The following is a 17302-nucleotide window of genomic DNA, read 5'->3' as shown; positions in this document are numbered from 1 at the left end:
TGAGGGGTATCGGCTCCCTATCGTGTGGGCTACTTCACCGATTGAGCGCAGTTATCACTCATGCCCCGTTCCCTTGTTTCGTACTGGAAACGTGTCGCTGTCAGCGGCCCGACCGTCGATGGCCGCGAGATCCTTCCCCAGGAACTGCGTGATATCGCTGAGACCTACAAGCCTTCGCTTTACACCGCCGTGATCTGGTGTGACCACGAGCGGTGGTCAGGTTCATTTGGCACGGTGTTCGCCGTTCGCCTGGTTGAAGAAGACGAAGAACTGGAACCCGGCCAAATCGCACTGGAAGCACAGCTTAAGCCGAATGATCGACTTCTTTCGCTCAACGACCAAGGTCAGAAGCTGTTCAGCAGCATTGAAATTTATCCGAATTTCCGTGGTACCGGCAAAGCGTACATGACCGGCATGGCCGTCACGGATGAGCCTGCCAGCACCGGCACTCAAGAGCTGTATTTCTCGAAAAAAACCAACAAAGCCGCGTACTACGCCGCCTCTGTCGAGCTGGGCAACTTGAGCGAAGAAAAGCCACAAGGCGAGGTGGGCAAGCTGATTAGTTTGCTCACCAACGTGTTCAAGCGTTTTTCCCTGGACAACAAACCCGCCGAAACCCCGTCAACTTTCACTGAGAGCAAAACCCCTATGGATGAAGCTACCGCAACGGCTCTAGCAGCCCTGCTGGAGCAGCTGTTAATCGTCGCTGCCGGTATTAAGGCAGTCATCGATCCAGCTGTTGAAGAAGCACCTGAGCCCGACCAGGAACCGATCGACAGCGTGAGCGATGCGGTTGACGACATCGTCGCCACTGCCGAGGAAGAGCGTGAATTCCGTCGCAACGGTGGCGGGAACAAGGCCGTGCTGTCTGCTCTGGCAAGCCTGCAAAAGCAGTTCTCCGCTCTGCAGAACACTCCGAATGGCCGTCAACTGCCGCGCAATACCGGCCCGGTAACTCCTAAGAAAAAGCGGGTGCTCTGACATGGCTCACTCACTAAGTGCCTACGGCGCCAAAATGTTCGCCCAGCTGCAACTTGCCATTGCTGAAAGCTATGGCGTTGAGCTGGCCAGCGAGCACTTCAGCGTAGACCCTACGATCGCTCAAGAGCTGAACGACGCGATCACGGCCAAGTCCGACTTTTTGCAGCGCATCAACGTCATTGGTGTGACTGAGATCAAAGGGCAGAAGGTGTTCATTGGCACCTCTGGTCCTGTCACTGGCCGAACTGACGTTACCGAAAATGATCGTGAAGCCAAGGACGCTTCGGCGCTCTCCCAGACGACTTATGAGCTGTCGTCAACTGAGTCTGACGTAGGCATGGCCTACGCGAAAATTGACGCTTGGGCCAAGTTTCCGGACTTCCACCAGCGTTACTCCGCTGCAGTTCAGAAGCAAATTGCATTGGACCGCATCCTGGTCGGTTTTCACGGTACGCACGCGGCGGTGCAGACCGACATCAAAAAGTACCCAATGCTGCAAGACGTCAACAAGGGATGGTTGCAACAAGCCCGTGAGCAGATTCCGGCTCAAGTGCTCCAGGAAGGCAAAACGGCAGGTAAGGTCACGCTGGGTACCGATGGTGACTATGCCAACCTCGACGGTTTAGTGCATGACACCAAGCAATTGGTGGATGAACGTCTGCGCGATGCGGGTGACTTGATTGCGATCATTGGCAGCGACTTGCTCGCCGCTGACAAAGCCAAGCTTTATGCCAAGCAAGGTGATGTCCCGACCGAAAAAGAGCGCATCGAAGAAGCCCAGGTTATTGCGACCTATGGCGGTCTGCCGGCTTTCAGCGTGCCGTTTTTCCCGGTTAACGCAGTGGTAGTCACCAGTTGGGACAACCTGTCGATCTACTTCCAAGATTCCAGTTGGCGTAAGCAGACGATCGACAATCCGAAGCGCTCCCGTATTGAGGACTACAACAGCCGCAACGAAGGCTACGTCATTGAGCAACTGGAAAAGTTCGCCATGACTGAGAACGTGGAGCTTGTAGCGTGAGCCTGGCCCTGGCGCACAAGCGCCGCCTGTTGGCAGCAGGCGCAGCCGCAGTAGTCGCAGCAGCCAGTGCGCCGGTGGCCTATTCGCCGGAATCCGCCCTGAGCAGCCCAGCCAATGCCCGTAAGCATCTGATGTTGCAGGAAGCAGCCTTGGATCAAGACCTTGAACGCCTCAGTGCAATCAATGGGTTGGCCGGGCGTCAGGCGCTCAAGCGGGACGAGCTGTTGCCCAAGTACCAGGACTATGTGCAGCGCTATTGCGAGTCGGGTTTGAACTTCCCTAATCGCGTCCTGGTGCAGGTGATGATCTGGCTGTTCGACACGGAAGAATTTGACGACGGCATGGAACTGGCCCATTTCGCGATCGGGCAGGGGCAGAAGATGCCCGAGCTATTTAAGCGCGACATTCAGACCTTCGTTGCGGACGCCGTGATCGATTGGGCCTACGCGGAATACAACGCCAAGCGCAGCCCGGAGCCCTACTTGTCCGACTTGCTGTCGCTTGTTGACGGTGAATGGGAACTGACGGAGCAGATCCCGGCCAAGTACCACAAGTTAGTGGGTATCCGTGCCATGGAGGACAAGGACTGGGGCCTGGCTCTGCTGCACTTTGAACGTGCCACTGCGTTGTATCCGAAAGTTGGCGTTGATACGCGGGTCGAAAACTGCCGCAGGGCGCTGAGAAAAGAAAGCGCAGCGCCCTACCAGCCACCACCCGCAAAACCCTAAACGACTACCCCCCCCCGGCGAGAAACTGTGGATGTGAGCCAACCATTTATGGCCATGCCCCACTGAAACAGTTTCCTCGCCCCTATTTGAGCGGCCAGCGATGAGCTTTTCAGGCAACCCCACCACGTTTGTGGAGCGTCAGATCGAGAACGACGGCTTTTGGCCCGACCTCTCTCTGACTGAGTTTCAGAAGGCCTACCGCCTTCCAGGGGAATACCTGGTCGAAACGCTGGTCGTTGGCTTGATCTCGGCAATGACCGAGGTCAACGCAGACTTGGCCAAGTGCAAAGGCAAATGGCAAGCCGCAGGCGTGTCCTGCTTGAAATCTGCTGACCCTATGGTGCTGCCGGAACGCACATTTCAAGCAGAGACGTACAAGCGCGCCGTGTATTGCCGCGCCAAAGCCGAACTGCTGCCCCAGTTCGCCACCATCACCCGCCGCGAGAGCGCCGAAAACACCGGCAAGGAAGCCCCTGAGCGCGCCGAAACCTTTTTGGCGTTTAGCCAGGCCGCTGTCCGTTCGCTGCAGGGCCGTGGCCGCATGACGGCGGTGCTGCTGTGATCAAGCTTATTGCCCTGACCAAGTTCCTCAAAGAGCGCCGTTTAGTGCTGCCCGACCAGCTCGACAGCTGGACCGACCAGGTTACGCTCGATCTGTTCTGGAAGCCTGACGTTGACGGCCTGCACATGGGCGACATGCGCTACAGCGCAACGATCGTCTTTGAGCGGTTCGCGGATCACCCGGCGCGTCTTATGGCGTTGGTGGGCAGTTGGCTGGAGACCAACGACAAAAATCGCGACGACCTGCCAGCGCCGAAGTTTGACGTCTCGATGCTGGACAACGATCTGGCTGACGTCGAAATCACCCTGGAATTCATCGAGCCGCAGTATCTGGCTGAGGATCCCAACGGCGAGATCGAGGCCTTCGACAAGACCTGGGCGTTTGTTCCGTTCGATCTGTGGGTTGCCGAGCACGGCGAGGTGGCCGCCCGTGGCCGCTAATCCGCTGAACCTCGATGTTCGGGGCCTGCTCAGCGTTGAAGCCCAAATGGCCTTGCTTGAGCTGTCGCCCCAGTTGCGCCGCCGGCTGCTGAACAACGTCAGCAAGCGCGTACGTACGCAGAGCCGCAAGCGTGTGCGCGAACAACAGAACCTGGACGGCACACCGTTCGCTGAGCGCAAAGGCCCGACCAAGGGCAAAAAGAAGATGGAAGCCGGGTTGGCCAAGCTGCTGCAGGTGACCCGTGTCAGTTCCGATGAAGCCGAACTGGGCTGGAAAAACGCCCTGACGCGTTGGGTTGCCTCACAGCAGCACAACGGTGTCAGCGAACGCCGTACGGCTGCGCAGATGCGCCGCTGGAACAAGGTCCCACCCGGTATTGCCTGCACCGACAAACAAGCCAAGCGCCTGCGCCAAGTGGGTTTTCGCGTGCACGTGAAGGGCAGAAAGGCCATGGCCAAACCCTCTGTGGCGTGGATTCAAGAGCATGTGAACTACGCCAAGGCGGGGCTGCTGATCCGCATTTTGAACGACGAAAAGAAAGCGTCCTCGGGTGCGCAAAGCTGGGAAATCACCTTGCCGAAACGTCAGTTCCTGGGCGTGAACAACGGCAACGAAACAAGCGAGCTGGTTAACCAGGTCTTTCAACAAATCCTTAACTCACCCCGCTAACGAGGCACTGTATGGCACTCGGCCAAGTCACCGTTAACAATCTCAATCTTGGCCAGGGTGCCGTGACTGAGATCGAACGCTATTTTCTGTTTATCGGCCCCGGCGCGAAGAACGTCGGCGAGCTGATCCCTTTGAACACCGACAGCGATCTGGAAAACACCCTGGGCATTCCGGCCAGTGACCTGAAAACCCAGATCACCGCCGCCAAACTGAACGGTGGCGATCGCTGGGCCTGCCTGGCGGCGCCGATCGCTGCAGACGGTGACTGGGCTAAAGCGCTGGAAAAGGCCATGCAACAAGGCCATTCGGTTGAGGCAGTGGTGATCACCAAGCCGGTGAAAGCCGCCGGCGAACTGTCGGCCATGCATGACGCAGCCATTGCGCTCAACAACACGTATGGCCGCCGGGTGTTCGTGATGGCGGCCAGTGCTGGCATCACGGCGCTGCAGACGTGGAATCAGTACCTCACCGAGCAGCGCGCCATCACCACCGGCCTTGTCGCGCCGCGTGTCCTGGTCGTGCCTCAGTTGCACGGCAATGACCTGGGCGTGCTGGCCGGGCGATTGGCCAATGCTGCGGTAAGCGTTGCTGACAGCCCGATGCGGGTAGCGTCCGGTGCGCTGCTGGGCTTGGGGCCTGTGCCTGTGGACAAAGACGCGGTGCAGTTGCCGACGGCGACCCGTGCCGAGCTGGACAAGGCCCGTTTCTCGGTTTCGCAGACCTATCCCGATTACCCGGGCGTGTACTGGGGCGACGGCAACATGCTCGATGCGCCGGCGAGCGACTTCCTGGTGATCGAGTACTTGCGCCTGGCTGACAAGGCTGCGCGTCAGGTACGCCCGTTGCTGATCCGCCGTGTGGGTGACCGTCGCCTGAACAACACGCCCAACAGCATGGCCGCTGCTGTCAGCGCCTTTATGAAGCCACTGCGCCAGATGGCCAAGTCCGTGACGTTCGCCGGTCAGGTGTTCCCGGGCGAGATCGAATCGCCCAAAGACGGCGACATCGTTCTGGTGTGGCTCAGCAAAATCAAGGTTGAGATCTACATCAAGATCCGGCCACTCAACTGCCCGAAAGACCTGACGGCCAACATCGCCCTCGATCTTTCCACCGACGACTAGGAGTCACCCTTATGTCACGTATTGGCGGCAAGAACTTTGACGTGAACCTGGGCGACATGCTGGTTCACGTTCAAAACTGCACCCTCGACATCACCGATAACACCGCCGTGGCCAAGAGCCGTGGCGTGCCCGATGGGCATGTGGACGGCGAGGTTTCGGCCAGCGGTGAAATGGAATTCGACACCAACAATTTCAACCTGTTGATCGAAGCCGCGCGCACTGCAGGCAGCTTTCGCAAGCTTGAGCCCTTTGACAGCGTTTTCTTTGCCAAGGCAGGCGAAGAAGAACTGCGCATTGAGGCATTTGGCTGCAAGTTGCGGATCTCCAGCTTGCTCAGCATTGACCCCAAAGGCGGTGAAACCTCCAAGCACAAGGTGCCGTTTGACGTCACCAGCCCGGACTTTATTCGCATCAACGGCGTGCCGTACCTGGACGCTACCGAGATCGAGGGCTTGAGCTGATGGTGTGCCCGTTCGATCGCGCCCAAGCGCTGGAACAACGCGACCGTGACCGGGCGATTGCCCACCAGTTGGCCAAGTCGCGATCGACCGGGCCGAGCCTTAGCGAATGCCTGGACTGCGGCGGCGATATCCCCAAGGCGCGCCAAGCGTTTGGCGGGATTGAGCGTTGCGTGGGATGCCAGACCATTTTCGAGAAAAGGACTACCCGATGAGCACGAATCAGGCCGCTCAGGACACTGTCATCGCTGTGGCCAAGGCCGCACCGGCTATTGGTGTGGCAGCGACCGGCGCGACCGGGGCCATCGATTGGTCGGCCGTGGCCTACATGCTGACCGCGTTCTACATGGTGCTGCAGATCCTGCTGTTGGTGCCCAAATACCGACAGATGCTGCGCGATTGGAGGAAAAAGTAATGAGCCTGCGTAACAAAATCGCGATCGGCGCGCTGACCGGCGTCCTGGGCATGACCGCTGCAGTGGTTACCTGGTTTGAGGGCCGCTCATTGGTGGCCTACCTCGATCCGGTGGGCATTCCGACTATCTGCGAAGGCGTCACCAAGGGCGTGAAGCTGGGCGATCGGGCGACACACGAACAGTGCGACGAGTTGCTGCAGCGTGAATTGCGTATCGCGCTGACTGCTGTTGATCGCCAGGTACGCGTGCCGCTGCCTGACACGCGCCGTGCTGCCCTTGGATCCTTTGTTTACAACGTGGGTGAGAGCCAGTTTGCCAGCTCAACGCTGCTACGCCTGCTGAACGCGGGTGATGCACGTGGCGCTTGTGCCCAGTTGTCGCGCTGGATCTATGCCGGGGGCAAGCAATTGGCCGGGCTGGTGAACCGCCGCGCTGCTGAGCGTGAACTGTGCGAGGTGGGCCTATGAATTGGCTTGTCACCGCTTTGATTGCATTGGGTTTTGCTCTTTTGTTTGCGTGTGGCCAGCTCATCGATGAGCGCGATCGGGCCTTGGACGAACGGGACAAAACTCAGCTTGAGGTGGCCGGCCTGCGCGAAGCGGCCCGTATCAGCGGCGAAATGCTCGCCGATCGCGACGAGATCGATCGCACCCGTACCCAGGAGTTGAACCATGCACTTTCCCAAAACGCTGACCTGCAGCTTGCTGTTGGTGGGGGCACTCAGCGGCTGCGCGTCAACACCGCCTGCCCAGCCACAGTGCCCGCCAAAACCGGCACCGGCGGCGTGGCTGATGCAGCCACCGCCGAACTCTCAGCAGACGCTCGATCGGATTATTTCACCCTCAGAGATCAACTCGCCGTCAGCCGCGAAATGATCCTGGGCTTGCAAGACCACATGCGCCGGATCTGCCTGCGCTAAGCCGTATCACCCATTTTTTACCCTTAAACGGAGTAACACCGATGACTGACCGCCGCGAAATCACCCTGGAAGTAGGCACCCTCGAATTCACTTTCACTCTGACCCCGCAGGACGTGACCAAGTACTTCAACACCTTGACCCCGACTAACAAGGTATCCCCGGCCAACAACCTGCTGGTGACGACTGTCGGGCAGGCAGATCGGGCAGCACTGAAACAGATTCTGGCCAACCCGGTGTTGACCATGCAGTTGGCCGGCACCGTGCTGGAAGAGTACGCCCCGGACGTTGAAATCATCGTAAAAAAGCCCTTGAGCACGCCGAACGACTGAAAGAAGACGGGCTGGGCCAGTTAATGGCCCTGACCCATCGCTGGATGCCCGGCGCCGAGCCCTCGATCGAGAACATGGGTACGGCCAAGTGGCTAGAGGACGAGTACTGGCGACGAACGGAAAACGCCGTGGCCAATGGCATTGCCTACGCACTGAACGGATAAAAACACATGGCAGATCGCAGCGCCCGTCTGGCCTTCATTCTCAGCCTGACCGACAAGGTCACCGCGCCTCTGGGCAAGGTTAAGACCAGCTTTTCGGACTTGGCTGAGCAAGGTCAAAACAACATCAAGACCATGGGCTTAGGGCTCGCGGGCATGGTGGGCGCGGGTGTGGCGATCAAACAGTCCCTGGAACCGGCACTGGAAATGAATCGCGCTCTGGGCGAGGTTCGTTCCTTGGGCGTGGCCGAAGACGCGCTGGATGCGCTCAACCAAAAGTCACTGGAATTCTCGGTGGCCTACGGTGAAAACGCCCGTGACTTTGTGGCCTCGGCGTACAGCATTGAGGGCGCTATCAAGGGCTTGAGCGGCAGCCAGCTGGCCACCTTCACCAACACCAGCAACCTGTTGGCCAAGGCCACCAAAACCGACGCCGGCACCATGGGCGACTACGTGGGCACCATGTACAACCTGTTCAAGAACCAGGCTGATGCCATGGGCAAAAGCCAGTGGGTCGAGAAGATGGGCGGGCAAACCGCTTTGGCGGTGCAACTGTTCCGCACTGACGGCGCCCAGCTCAAGGACGCGTTCAAGGAGTTCGGCGCGATCGCGACCACTGCAGGTGTCGACCTGGCCGAGCAGTTCGCGGTCATTGGTTCGTTGAGCAGCACCATGGAAGGTGGCGACGCCGGCGGCATGTACAAATCCTTTTTCGAGAACATCGGCGCCGCTTCGCAGAAGCTGGGCATGAAGTTCACCGACCAGAACGGCAAGTTGCTGCCGATCCTCGACATCATGGACAAGCTGCAGGGCAAGTTTGGTGACCTGACCAGTGCGGCCAGTGGTACGGCGCTGACTGACGCATTTGGCGGTGAAGGTGCGCGGGTCATTGGTGCGCTGGCCAAGGACACTGACCGGCTGCGTAACGGCCTTGATCAACTGGGCAATGTCCGTGGGCTTGAAAGCGCGCAGAAGATGGCCCAGGCCATGGTTGACCCGTGGCAGCAGTTCGGTGCCGCTGTGCAAGCGTTGCGGATTGCGTTCGGTCAGGCCCTGATTCCGATCCTGAGCCCGCTCATGGCCAAGCTGACCAGCGTGGCGCAGACCCTGACGCGCTGGTCGCAGCTGTTCCCCAACATCACCCGCGTTATCAGTATTGCCTCGTTGACCATTCTCACGATCACAGCGGCCATGTCTGCGCTCACGCTGGTGGTCGGACTCAGCAAAATGGCTTGGCTGGGCATGGTGGTGGTTTGGAAAGTCCTCACCTGGACGGGCTACCGCAGCATTGCCATGTTCCTGTTCCACACCGCCATGACCGTGGCGTTTGTGGCCGGTTTGGTGCTGATGTACGGCTGGATGGGCCTGGTCAAAGTCTCAATGCTGGCTTGGCAGAGCGCGATCTGGCTGGTCAACAGCGCATTGCTGGCCAACCCGGTCACGTGGGTGGTGGTGGGTGTTGTCGCGCTGATCGCGGCAGTGGTTGCCGCCGTCTACTACTGGGATGAATGGACGTCCGCGCTACTCGACAGCGAGGCGTTCAAGTGGGTCAGTGAGCAGCTCGGCGCCATGTCGGACTGGTTCAATTCCATGGGCGGCTGGTCGGGCATGGCGAAAGCCGCGTGGGACAGCATCGCCAACGTGTTCAAGCAGGCCATCAACGGACTGATCGACATGATGAACAAGATCCCGGGCGTGAACATCGAAACCCGCTTTGGCGAGCTGCCGCAGGTGCCCGGCGCCGAAGCCGCCATAAGGGCCGCAGACACCGCCAGTGCAGCAGACAAAGCCCAGCAGACCATTAATGCGGCTATCCCGAGCCTTTCGCCGTCGCGGCCTACAGCGGTGCCGCGTGGCGGGCTGCTGACCAGCATTCAGAACACCAGCAACCAGAACCAGGGCACGCACGTGGAGAAAGTCGAAATCCACACCGCCAAGCCTATGAGCCCGTTAGAGCTGGAAAACATGCTGGCAATGGGGGTGGGCTGATGAGCCTCTATATCGATCTGCTGATCACCAACAACGATCTGACCCTAGACCCTTCAAACCAGCCGTTGCTGGTGGACGATCGGACCAGCATCGCTCAAGACATCGGCCACATGATCCGCGAAAGCGGGCTGTTGGTGACGCTGGTGGCCGAGCGCGATCGCTTCCGTCGTGCCGACTGCATTCAGCAACTGGAACTGCTGGTGGAGACGGACGTACGCCTGGTACCGGGATCCGTGCAAATCACCGAAGAAGGCAAGGGGCGGTACCTGTTAGCCGCAAAGACCGTTGAATTTGGAACTGTCGAGGTAGTGTTTTGAGCGACGTAGATTTTAAAAAGGCGATGAGTGACGCCGGCATTCCGACCACCGAGGCCAAGTTGCGCGCAGCCTGGGAACTGGAAGTCGTCGCCCAGGGCAGCAAGTTGAGCAACACCAGCGCCTGGTCGCCGTTCTGGCGGGTGATCACTGCCCTGGTGACCAAGCCGGTAATGTGGCTGATCGACTTTATCGCCGGCACTGTGTTGCCGAACTTCTTCGTGAAAACTGCCGAGAAGGCGTGGCTGGATATGCTGGCCTGGGCGGTCAACGTTACCCGCAAGCCTGCGACCAAGGCCGAAGGGTTGCTGCTGTTCACTCGCAGCGCGCTGGCCGGTCTGCTGGAAATCCCGGCCGGTACCCGTGTGCAATCGATCGCGATCAACGGCAACGTGTACGAGCTGGTGACGGTGGCAGCTGCCAGCTTTGCCGATGGCGAGTCTCAGATCCGTGTCTTGGCCCGGGCGAAACAAGCGGGCAGCGGGTTCAATCTCGCACCAGGTTACTTTTCGATTCTGCCGGAGCCGGTACCCGGCGTGGTTCAGGTGGTCAACGCTGACGGCTGGCTGACCCACCCCGGGGCCGACATAGAACCGGATGACGAGCTGCGTTTGCGCACCCGCAACCAGTTCTCGGCTGTCAACCAATGGCATACCGACGCTGTGTATCGCGCCATGATCTCGTCCTTCCCGGGCGTGCAGCCGGATGGCGTTTACTTTGAGCACAACGCGCCCCGGGGCCCCGGCAGTGCCAACGCGCTGGTGTTGTTTGAGGCCGACTCGCCGGCAGACACCTTTCTGGCCGAAATCAACAACTACATTCGTGACCAGGGCAACCATGGCCACGGTGATGACCTGGTGGTGATGGAAATGCCCGCCACGCTGCACACCGTGCGGGTGACCGTCTGGCCCAAGGCCGAAGTAGGTACCGAGCGCTGGCCAGCACTGAAAACGGACATAGAGCTGTTCATTCGTGCCGCATTCCGTGAGAGCACAGCCAGTGACTATCAACCGACGTTGACGCATCCCCAGTCACGCTTTTCGTTCAGCCGCCTGGGCGAAGAACTGCACAAACAATTTACCGGCATCGAGTCGCTGCACTTCGACAACGCAGACATCCTTTCAGAGCTGACCATCCCGCGCTTGGCCGGGGTTGAGGTAGAGCTCAATGCTTAAGTTGAGTTTGCCTTTCTGGCTGGACGGCCCGGAGTTGGCCAAGCTCAAAGCCGCCGCGCAATCGTGGTGGGGCAAGGTCGAGAACTGGGTTAACTGGCCACTGCTGCAGATGGATGCCGAAACCTGCCACTTGAGCGTGCTCGATCTGCTGGCCTGGCAGCGTGACATTCAGCGCTTCCATGGCGAGCCCGAAAAGCTCTACCGCTTGCGGGTCAAGTACGCGTTTATCAACGCCGTGGACGCGGGCAGCACCGCCGGCATGGTTCGCATCTTTGAACGCCTGGGCGTGGGTTATGTGGAGATCCAGGAGCGGTTGCCGGGTCTGGATTGGGACGTGGTGTTGCTGCACCTCTCCGACACGCAGCTGAGCGAAAACCCGGTGTTGCTGCGCGTACTGATGCAGCAATACGGCCGCACGTGCCGCCGGTACGACTTCGTCACGATCACGCCGGTGAAACTCAACATTGCCGTGGCCGACTTCAACGATGACCAGCAGACCCTGATAGCCACTCTCGACGATAGCGCGAGCCGCCTTGTGGTGATCAATGAACTGGCCGTGCTCACCTTTTTGAACGATACCGTTAGGAGCCCCCATGGGAGCTAGCATTACCCTTGCCGGCGAAAGTCTGATTGCTCAAAAGCAAGGCGCCGGGGAAAAACTTGATATTGCCCGTTTCGTCCTGGCCCTTGTGCCAGGGCTTGATCCGAATGCCCCCGTGGATCGCGCCGCCGGCAAGCCGCCTGCCGATCAAATCGTCTACATCAAGGGCTACGACCGCAAAGGCTATGTGAGCCCCAACCAGGTGGTTTACAGCCTAATGGTAGGCTCCGACGTCGGCGATTGGGACTTCAACTGGATCGGCCTTGAAGCGGCAGAAGGCGTCCTGCTGGCAGTGGCCACCGTGCCGGTGCAGCAGAAGCGCAAGAACATCCCGCCGCTGCAGATCGGCAACAACGTTACCCGCAACTTCCTGGTGGAGTTCAACGGCGCCCAGGCACTGACGGGCGTCACCGTTGACGCCAGTACCTGGCAGCACGACTTCACGGTGCGGCTGAACGGCATCGATCGGCGCGAGCGCATGAGCAACCGTGACGTGTTTGGCCGAGCGTGCTTTTTGGCCGACAGCCTGCAGATGGAGCGCAGCTTTGGTCTGTACCAGGTCAAAGCAGGCATTGCCTACGTTGAGGGGATCCGGGTCGACCTGGCCGAGCCAGTGCATGCGCAGCTACCAGCGTTGCCAGCCAAAGCCTGGCTGGACGTTGCGCTGGCACGTGAGGGCAGCGACAGCGTGGCCTCGTGGAAAGTGGTCTTTGGCGAGGCTAAAGCGGACTACGTCGACAGCAACGGTACCGCTCATTACTTGGTGGAGCTGGCCAGCGTGGATGTGGCCGGCGACATAACGGACTTGCGGGCCAGCGAGCCCATCACCGGCGCCCTGGTCAAACAGTTTGCCTTGCGCAGCGGCGACTACGAGCACCTGCGCGCGCGGGCCACGAAGAAAGAAGACGTCGGCCTAAGCGAGATCCCCAACGCCAAAAGCGACGATCCGGGCACAAACAGTAGCGAAATTCTGGCGACCACCAAGGCGCTGAATATGCTGCGCCAACAGATCGCAGAATCCGAGGTCGGGGAAGTCTTCGCCGTGGCCATGGATACGCCGCCGCCTGGCTCTTTGAAGGCCAACGGGGCGGCGGTTTCTCGTACGGCCTACGCCCGGTTGTTTGCCAAGATCGGCACCCGGTTCGGCGCTGGTGACGGGATCAATACCTTCAATCTGCCGGACCCACGCGGCTTACACCTTCGTTACTGGGATGACGGGCGAGGGATCGATGCAGGCCGGGTACTGGGCAGCTATCAAGCGGATGCCATTCGCAGCCACACCGCGACCGGCACCACTAACCCGGGAGGTGCCCACACGCCAACCGCGACCACAGCCAGTGCCGGTCGACATGCTCACGCGGTCCGATCGGGAGCCAATACCCCAGACGGCGTTGACCAAGAAGGCGACGCAGACGAGCCGCGCAACATCGTCAACTACGGCCAACCCGGCGTGCATGACAAGTCGACCAGTGAAAACGGCGATCACACGCACCCCGTGACGGTGGCACCGGTTCCCGATCACGTTCACCCCGTTACGGTCAGCTATATCGGCGCGGCAGAAACGCGTCCCCAAAACATCGCTTTCCTTGCCTGCATTAAGTACTGAGGCCGTTCATGAAAACAAAAACCGTCTACCAAACCGATCACCTGGGCATCTACACCGGCACCACCGTGGCGGATGAATCCCCTCTAGAACCGGGCGTTTGGCTGATTCCGGGCGGGTGTGTTGAAGTGGCGCCGCCGCCGGTACCGGACAAAAAAGCCGCGCTTTGGGATGGCCGCAAGTGGCAACTGGTCGATTCCTACCAGGGGCTGACGGTCTACAGCACCACCACCCGCGAACCTTTGGTGATCGAGCGCGCCGGCTCACTTCCTGAGGGTTACACGTTGGCGGTACCGGGCCCGGGGCAAGTCTGGAGCAATGGCCGCTGGATCGATGACATGCCGACGGTGCTGGAACTGCGCTACAGCGCCCAACTTGCAGCGGTGAATAAGGCCTGTTTGCAGGAAATCACCGGCGGATTCTGGTCGGCAGCGTTGGGCGAGCGTTTTTTCTACGACGCCTGGGTCGAAGACCAATTGAACCTGACCGGCTTGATTCTGCGTGGCCTGGGCGGTGGGTACGCCTGCCGCGATCAATCCGGTGTGACTGACTTGCGCGAGCACACCCACGAACAACTGCTGCAGGTGAGCAACGAATTCACCGAGTTCAAGCTGCAGCGCTTGCGCAAGGCCAACGACCTTAAGCAAGCCTTGGCAGCAGCGCGAGCGAGCGCGGATCTGGACGCCATCAATGCCGTGGCGTGGGAGTCTGCAGCGCTATGAATTGGGCCCCCATTACCCTGCGCTGGCCTGAGCAGTCCACGCAGTGGCTGAGCGATCTCGATAACGCCAAGGACTTGGCCACCATCGAGCTTGCCAGCGCCGGGCAACGCCTTGAAGGTCTGGCGGACTTGGCCACCACGTCACCGGGTCCGGTCGGCGCCGCTGCAGAAGCCGCCGTCGCCGCTGGCCGTGCCGGTTTAGCCGATGCCCTGGGCGAAGTACCGGCCTGCCTGGTGGTGACGCCGTTTCAAAGTGGTGTGGGGCAGGGCCGCGGCTACCAACGTTATCTGTCTGCCCCCAACTTGCTGCAGCAGCTGGGCGAAAAGCTCGAAGACACCGGCGACGACAGCCGCCCGGCGGGCTCGCAATACGCCCTGGTGGTGATGTTCCTGGGCACCCGCTACGACAAGTTTGCCGCGACCTTGGCCCGCTTCAATGCTGTGCTGCCAATGCCGGACCTGCAGCGCGCCGAGCGCCGGGCCAAAAACCTGTTCGCCCTGGACGCCGAAAAGTGGGAGTTGCCCAACGCGGGCACCTTGCCGCGCTGGGGGGCTTTGCCGCTGGAGCGCTGCACCGTGACCAAGGCCGCCACCCAGGCACTGAACAGCCAACTGTCGGCACTGGAGAGCTACGCCGACAGTTCTCCCATGGCTGACCTGGCCAAGTTGGCCAAGCGCAAAGCCAGTCAGGCACAAGCGCAGGCTAAGAAGCTGGCCGACCTCAAATCCATGTTCGATGGCGCCGCCGCCGATGACAGCATGCGCGCGCGGTTGATCGGGCCAGGCAATGCGGCCGAGTTGCGCCGGCAACTGCTGCAGGGCGATGCACCAGGTCACGAATGGGGCTTGGCCGCTGGCCTGATGCTGGTCGGCTCTTTGAAAGGCTTGAGCTTTGTTCAGGAACTGGTGGGCCTATGACCTTATTGCTCGATGGCGAACGCGTGCGCGGCAAAAACATCAAGGTCACCGCCAACCTGCAGATCGAAAGTGACGATCTGTCGGGCCAGACCAGCAACACGGACTCGGCTCACAAAGGGTTCAAGCCCAAAACGCTGACGGTCACGCTGCAGATCCCGTTCGTCGACAGCGCGTATTTGCGCAACATCATGCGCCTGGCGGAAGCAACCGGCAGCGGTGGCCAGCGCAAAACCTACCGGGTCGTTAATGACTCCGCGTCCGCGTTTGGCGTGCGCCAGGTGGAGTTTTCCGACGGCGTCAGCGCCCGTGAAGACGACACCCTGCGGGCATGGCAGGTGCAATTCACCCTGTCGGAAAAGCTCTCAAACCCTGAGCGAGTCGAAACGCGCCGCGCCGGCAACAGCGTCACCCAACAGGGCGCCCCGGGGCAGTCAGTGACTGCACCAGGTGCAGGCGAAAATGGCGAGTCTGGCAAGGAACTGACCGGCTTCGAAGCCACGCTGAAAAAGTTGGATAACTACTTGGGCGGTGTGCTGTGAGCATGAAACTGCACAAGGTGCTGACCATCGGCGGTCTGGTCTATCCCCTGGTCAGCGATGACGTGCGTCTTGAGCTGCGCACACCGGGCCGCGCAACCCTGACCATTCAGGCAGCGGCGCCGGTGAAAGGGCTGGTGACGCTGGACATCGGCTACAACGACAACCCGCTGCAGCGCCACTTCATCGGCTACGTCGAGCGCTGCACGTCGTCTAACGCGATCGAGCAGGTGCTGTTCTGCCGCGAACTGGCCGCGATCCTGTCCCAACCATTGCCGCTAAACCTGCGTCATGCCGATCTGACCACCGTGCTGGCCGAGATCAACCAGAAAACCGGCCTGAGCTTTCGCGTTCCGGACAAGGCATACGCCAAGGTCAAAGCCCCGTTCTTCTACAACCTGGCTGCCGGTTACCAGGCCATGGACAGTTTGCCCCGGGTTTTCGGCATCACGGACTTTATGTGGCAGCAGCAGGGCGATGGCGAAGTGTTTGTGGGCAGTTGGGCCGACAGCTTCTTTGGCGCCCGATCGCCGCTACAGCTGCCCGTGGAGCTGTTCAACGACTACCAAAACAACCAAAGCGCGATGATCGCGGCCCTTCCCGGGTTGCGACCAGGTGCATCGATCAACCAAGGCGAGCGCATCACCCACGTGACGCTCACCGGCAACCAAATGGCGATCCGATGGAAGACGCAATCCGCCGCAGTGTAGAGCGGCAATTTCCCGAACTCACCGGCGGTTATCACCTGCCGCGCTTTGCCCGGGTTGTTGGTGTGGCAGACGCCCCGGCCGGCGCCGGCATCTGCGACGACTTTCGTCCGCGCTTTGCGGTGGACGTGGAGCTGCTGGGCGTTGACGGCGAACCTGACCCGGCTTTGCCGCTGCTGGCCGGTGTGCCACTGCCCATGCCGATGGGTGGGGATGAAATGGGCTTTTTCGCCTTCCCGGAAGAGGGCACGCAGGTAGTCGTGTGTTTCGCCTATGGCCTGCCGAACAAACCCTACATCCAGACGATCTTGCCGCACGGCTTGAGCCTGCCCAGGGTGCCGAAGGGTGACCAGGTGTGGCAGCACAGCGAAGGCGCGCAACAGCGCGTTGACGCCGATGGCAACTGGCTGCGCCAGACCGATGGCCGGATCCGTGACAAGTCGATCGAACGCGACGTTGAGAGCCTGACCAACGCTGAGCGTCACCAAAGCAGCACGGTAGAGGTTGAAGACCACTCAACGGAGTCAGTCGGCGGGGTCAAGACGATCGAGGCGGTCGGCGCGCTCAAGCTGCTGTCGGGCGGATCCGCGAGCCTGGCCGCACTGGATGACCTGCACCTGGCCAGTGGCCGCGACCTTAACCAGGTCGTGGCGCAAAAACTCAACCTGACCGTGGGCGGCAACGTGCAGGAGCAAATCCAAGGCATGCGCCGCAGCCTGGCCACCAAGACCTGGCTGGGCTCCGAAGACGTGAACGTGCTGCAGATCCTGTGCGATCTGCTCGATCTGGTGCAGGCGATGAACGCACAGCTGGCCAGCCACACCCACGTGCCTGGCCCCACGCCGAGCCCAACTGATGCCACTGGATTCACTGCGAAGGCCGCCCAGGCATTGGCGCTGGCCGCGCAGTTGGAACCCATCACCGCTTAATCGA

24 protein-coding genes are annotated in these 17302 nt (G+C 60.4%); all 24 read left to right on the top strand.

Translation table 11 applies throughout. From position 1 onward, the window contains the following. Positions 1-60: 60 nt before the first annotated feature. The 24 genes from ACJJU9_RS15240 to ACJJU9_RS15125 all read left to right on the top strand — a co-directional run bounded on the left by ACJJU9_RS15240 (position 61) and on the right by ACJJU9_RS15125 (position 17298). The gene (locus ACJJU9_RS15240) at positions 61-981 is read left to right on the top strand and encodes a GPO family capsid scaffolding protein (protein ID WP_407728905.1); all 921 of its coding nucleotides are present in this window, start codon (positions 61-63) and stop codon (positions 979-981) included. Between the two features lies 1 nt (position 982). After that, on the top strand, positions 983-2002 hold the full coding sequence (locus ACJJU9_RS15235; RefSeq protein WP_407728904.1) for a phage major capsid protein, P2 family: 1020 nt from the start codon (positions 983-985) through the stop codon (positions 2000-2002). Next, entirely contained in the window at positions 1999-2730 is a 732-nt protein-coding gene (gene gpM, locus ACJJU9_RS15230; RefSeq protein ID WP_407728903.1) for a phage terminase small subunit, read from the top strand. The genes ACJJU9_RS15235 and gpM overlap by 4 nt, the downstream gene beginning before the upstream one ends. Before the next feature lie 100 nt (positions 2731-2830). Beyond that, positions 2831-3292: a head completion/stabilization protein gene (locus ACJJU9_RS15225; protein ID WP_153350333.1), complete on the top strand. Its 462-nt coding sequence runs from the start codon at positions 2831-2833 to the stop codon at positions 3290-3292. Further along, on the top strand, positions 3289-3732 hold the full coding sequence (locus tag ACJJU9_RS15220) for a phage tail protein (RefSeq protein WP_407728902.1): 444 nt from the start codon (positions 3289-3291) through the stop codon (positions 3730-3732). The genes ACJJU9_RS15225 and ACJJU9_RS15220 overlap by 4 nt, the downstream gene beginning before the upstream one ends. Further along, positions 3722-4402 (top strand): virion morphogenesis protein, encoded by a 681-nt coding sequence (locus ACJJU9_RS15215; RefSeq protein ID WP_407728901.1) that lies wholly within the window; start codon positions 3722-3724, stop codon positions 4400-4402. The genes ACJJU9_RS15220 and ACJJU9_RS15215 overlap by 11 nt, the downstream gene beginning before the upstream one ends. 11 nt (positions 4403-4413) lie before the next feature. After that, positions 4414-5523: a DUF2586 domain-containing protein gene (locus ACJJU9_RS15210; protein WP_407728900.1), complete on the top strand. Its 1110-nt coding sequence runs from the start codon at positions 4414-4416 to the stop codon at positions 5521-5523. Positions 5524-5534: 11 nt separating this feature from the next. Then, complete coding sequence (locus ACJJU9_RS15205) at positions 5535-5984, top strand: phage protein (RefSeq protein ID WP_407728899.1); 450 nt, start codon at positions 5535-5537, stop codon at positions 5982-5984. Continuing rightward, positions 5984-6196, top strand: a complete 213-nt coding sequence (locus tag ACJJU9_RS15200; protein WP_407728898.1) for a TraR/DksA family transcriptional regulator — start codon at positions 5984-5986, stop codon at positions 6194-6196. The genes ACJJU9_RS15205 and ACJJU9_RS15200 overlap by 1 nt, the downstream gene beginning before the upstream one ends. Next, complete coding sequence (locus tag ACJJU9_RS15195; RefSeq protein WP_407728897.1) at positions 6193-6396, top strand: hypothetical protein; 204 nt, start codon at positions 6193-6195, stop codon at positions 6394-6396. Before ACJJU9_RS15200 ends, ACJJU9_RS15195 begins: the two co-directional genes overlap by 4 nt. Then, positions 6396-6863, top strand: coding sequence for a lysozyme (locus ACJJU9_RS15190; RefSeq protein WP_407728896.1), 468 nt, complete (start codon positions 6396-6398; stop codon positions 6861-6863). The genes ACJJU9_RS15195 and ACJJU9_RS15190 overlap by 1 nt, the downstream gene beginning before the upstream one ends. After that, entirely contained in the window at positions 6860-7315 is a 456-nt protein-coding gene (locus tag ACJJU9_RS15185; protein ID WP_407728895.1) for a lysis system i-spanin subunit Rz, read from the top strand. Before ACJJU9_RS15190 ends, ACJJU9_RS15185 begins: the two co-directional genes overlap by 4 nt. Before the next feature lie 41 nt (positions 7316-7356). After that, a complete protein-coding gene (locus ACJJU9_RS15180; RefSeq protein ID WP_048386620.1) occupies positions 7357-7644 on the top strand; it encodes a putative phage tail assembly chaperone in 288 nt (95 codons plus the stop codon). 23 nt (positions 7645-7667) lie between these two features. After that, on the top strand, positions 7668-7808 hold the full coding sequence (locus ACJJU9_RS15175) for a DUF6890 family protein (RefSeq protein ID WP_407728894.1): 141 nt from the start codon (positions 7668-7670) through the stop codon (positions 7806-7808). A gap of 6 nt (positions 7809-7814) precedes the next feature. Continuing rightward, positions 7815-9794: a phage tail tape measure protein gene (locus ACJJU9_RS15170; protein ID WP_407728893.1), complete on the top strand. Its 1980-nt coding sequence runs from the start codon at positions 7815-7817 to the stop codon at positions 9792-9794. Next, positions 9794-10111, top strand: coding sequence for a DUF2590 family protein (locus tag ACJJU9_RS15165; RefSeq protein ID WP_407728892.1), 318 nt, complete (start codon positions 9794-9796; stop codon positions 10109-10111). Before ACJJU9_RS15170 ends, ACJJU9_RS15165 begins: the two co-directional genes overlap by 1 nt. Then, positions 10108-11283, top strand: a complete 1176-nt coding sequence (locus tag ACJJU9_RS15160) for a baseplate J/gp47 family protein (protein ID WP_048386629.1) — start codon at positions 10108-10110, stop codon at positions 11281-11283. The genes ACJJU9_RS15165 and ACJJU9_RS15160 overlap by 4 nt, the downstream gene beginning before the upstream one ends. Continuing rightward, positions 11276-11887 (top strand): phage tail protein, encoded by a 612-nt coding sequence (locus tag ACJJU9_RS15155; protein ID WP_048386631.1) that lies wholly within the window; start codon positions 11276-11278, stop codon positions 11885-11887. Before ACJJU9_RS15160 ends, ACJJU9_RS15155 begins: the two co-directional genes overlap by 8 nt. Further along, positions 11877-13490, top strand: coding sequence for a phage tail protein (locus ACJJU9_RS15150; RefSeq protein ID WP_407728891.1), 1614 nt, complete (start codon positions 11877-11879; stop codon positions 13488-13490). Before ACJJU9_RS15155 ends, ACJJU9_RS15150 begins: the two co-directional genes overlap by 11 nt. 8 nt (positions 13491-13498) lie before the next feature. Next, on the top strand, positions 13499-14209 hold the full coding sequence (locus ACJJU9_RS15145) for a phage tail protein (RefSeq protein ID WP_153350321.1): 711 nt from the start codon (positions 13499-13501) through the stop codon (positions 14207-14209). After that, positions 14206-15126, top strand: coding sequence for a hypothetical protein (locus tag ACJJU9_RS15140; RefSeq protein ID WP_153350320.1), 921 nt, complete (start codon positions 14206-14208; stop codon positions 15124-15126). The genes ACJJU9_RS15145 and ACJJU9_RS15140 overlap by 4 nt, the downstream gene beginning before the upstream one ends. After that, on the top strand, positions 15123-15665 hold the full coding sequence (locus ACJJU9_RS15135; RefSeq protein WP_153350319.1) for a DNA-binding protein: 543 nt from the start codon (positions 15123-15125) through the stop codon (positions 15663-15665). Before ACJJU9_RS15140 ends, ACJJU9_RS15135 begins: the two co-directional genes overlap by 4 nt. A 2-nt stretch (positions 15666-15667) precedes the next feature. Beyond that, positions 15668-16372: a hypothetical protein gene (locus tag ACJJU9_RS15130; protein WP_153350318.1), complete on the top strand. Its 705-nt coding sequence runs from the start codon at positions 15668-15670 to the stop codon at positions 16370-16372. Then, a complete protein-coding gene (locus ACJJU9_RS15125; RefSeq protein WP_153350317.1) occupies positions 16345-17298 on the top strand; it encodes a phage baseplate assembly protein V in 954 nt (317 codons plus the stop codon). Before ACJJU9_RS15130 ends, ACJJU9_RS15125 begins: the two co-directional genes overlap by 28 nt. Positions 17299-17302: the final 4 nt, after the last annotated feature.

Origin of the sequence: Pseudomonas helleri, assembly GCF_045830615.1 — a bacterium.
Classification (GTDB): Bacteria; Pseudomonadota; Gammaproteobacteria; order Pseudomonadales; family Pseudomonadaceae; genus Aquipseudomonas; species Aquipseudomonas helleri.
The sequence above is the reverse complement of the archived record's forward strand: the minus strand, read 5'-3'. Positions and strand labels throughout refer to the sequence as shown.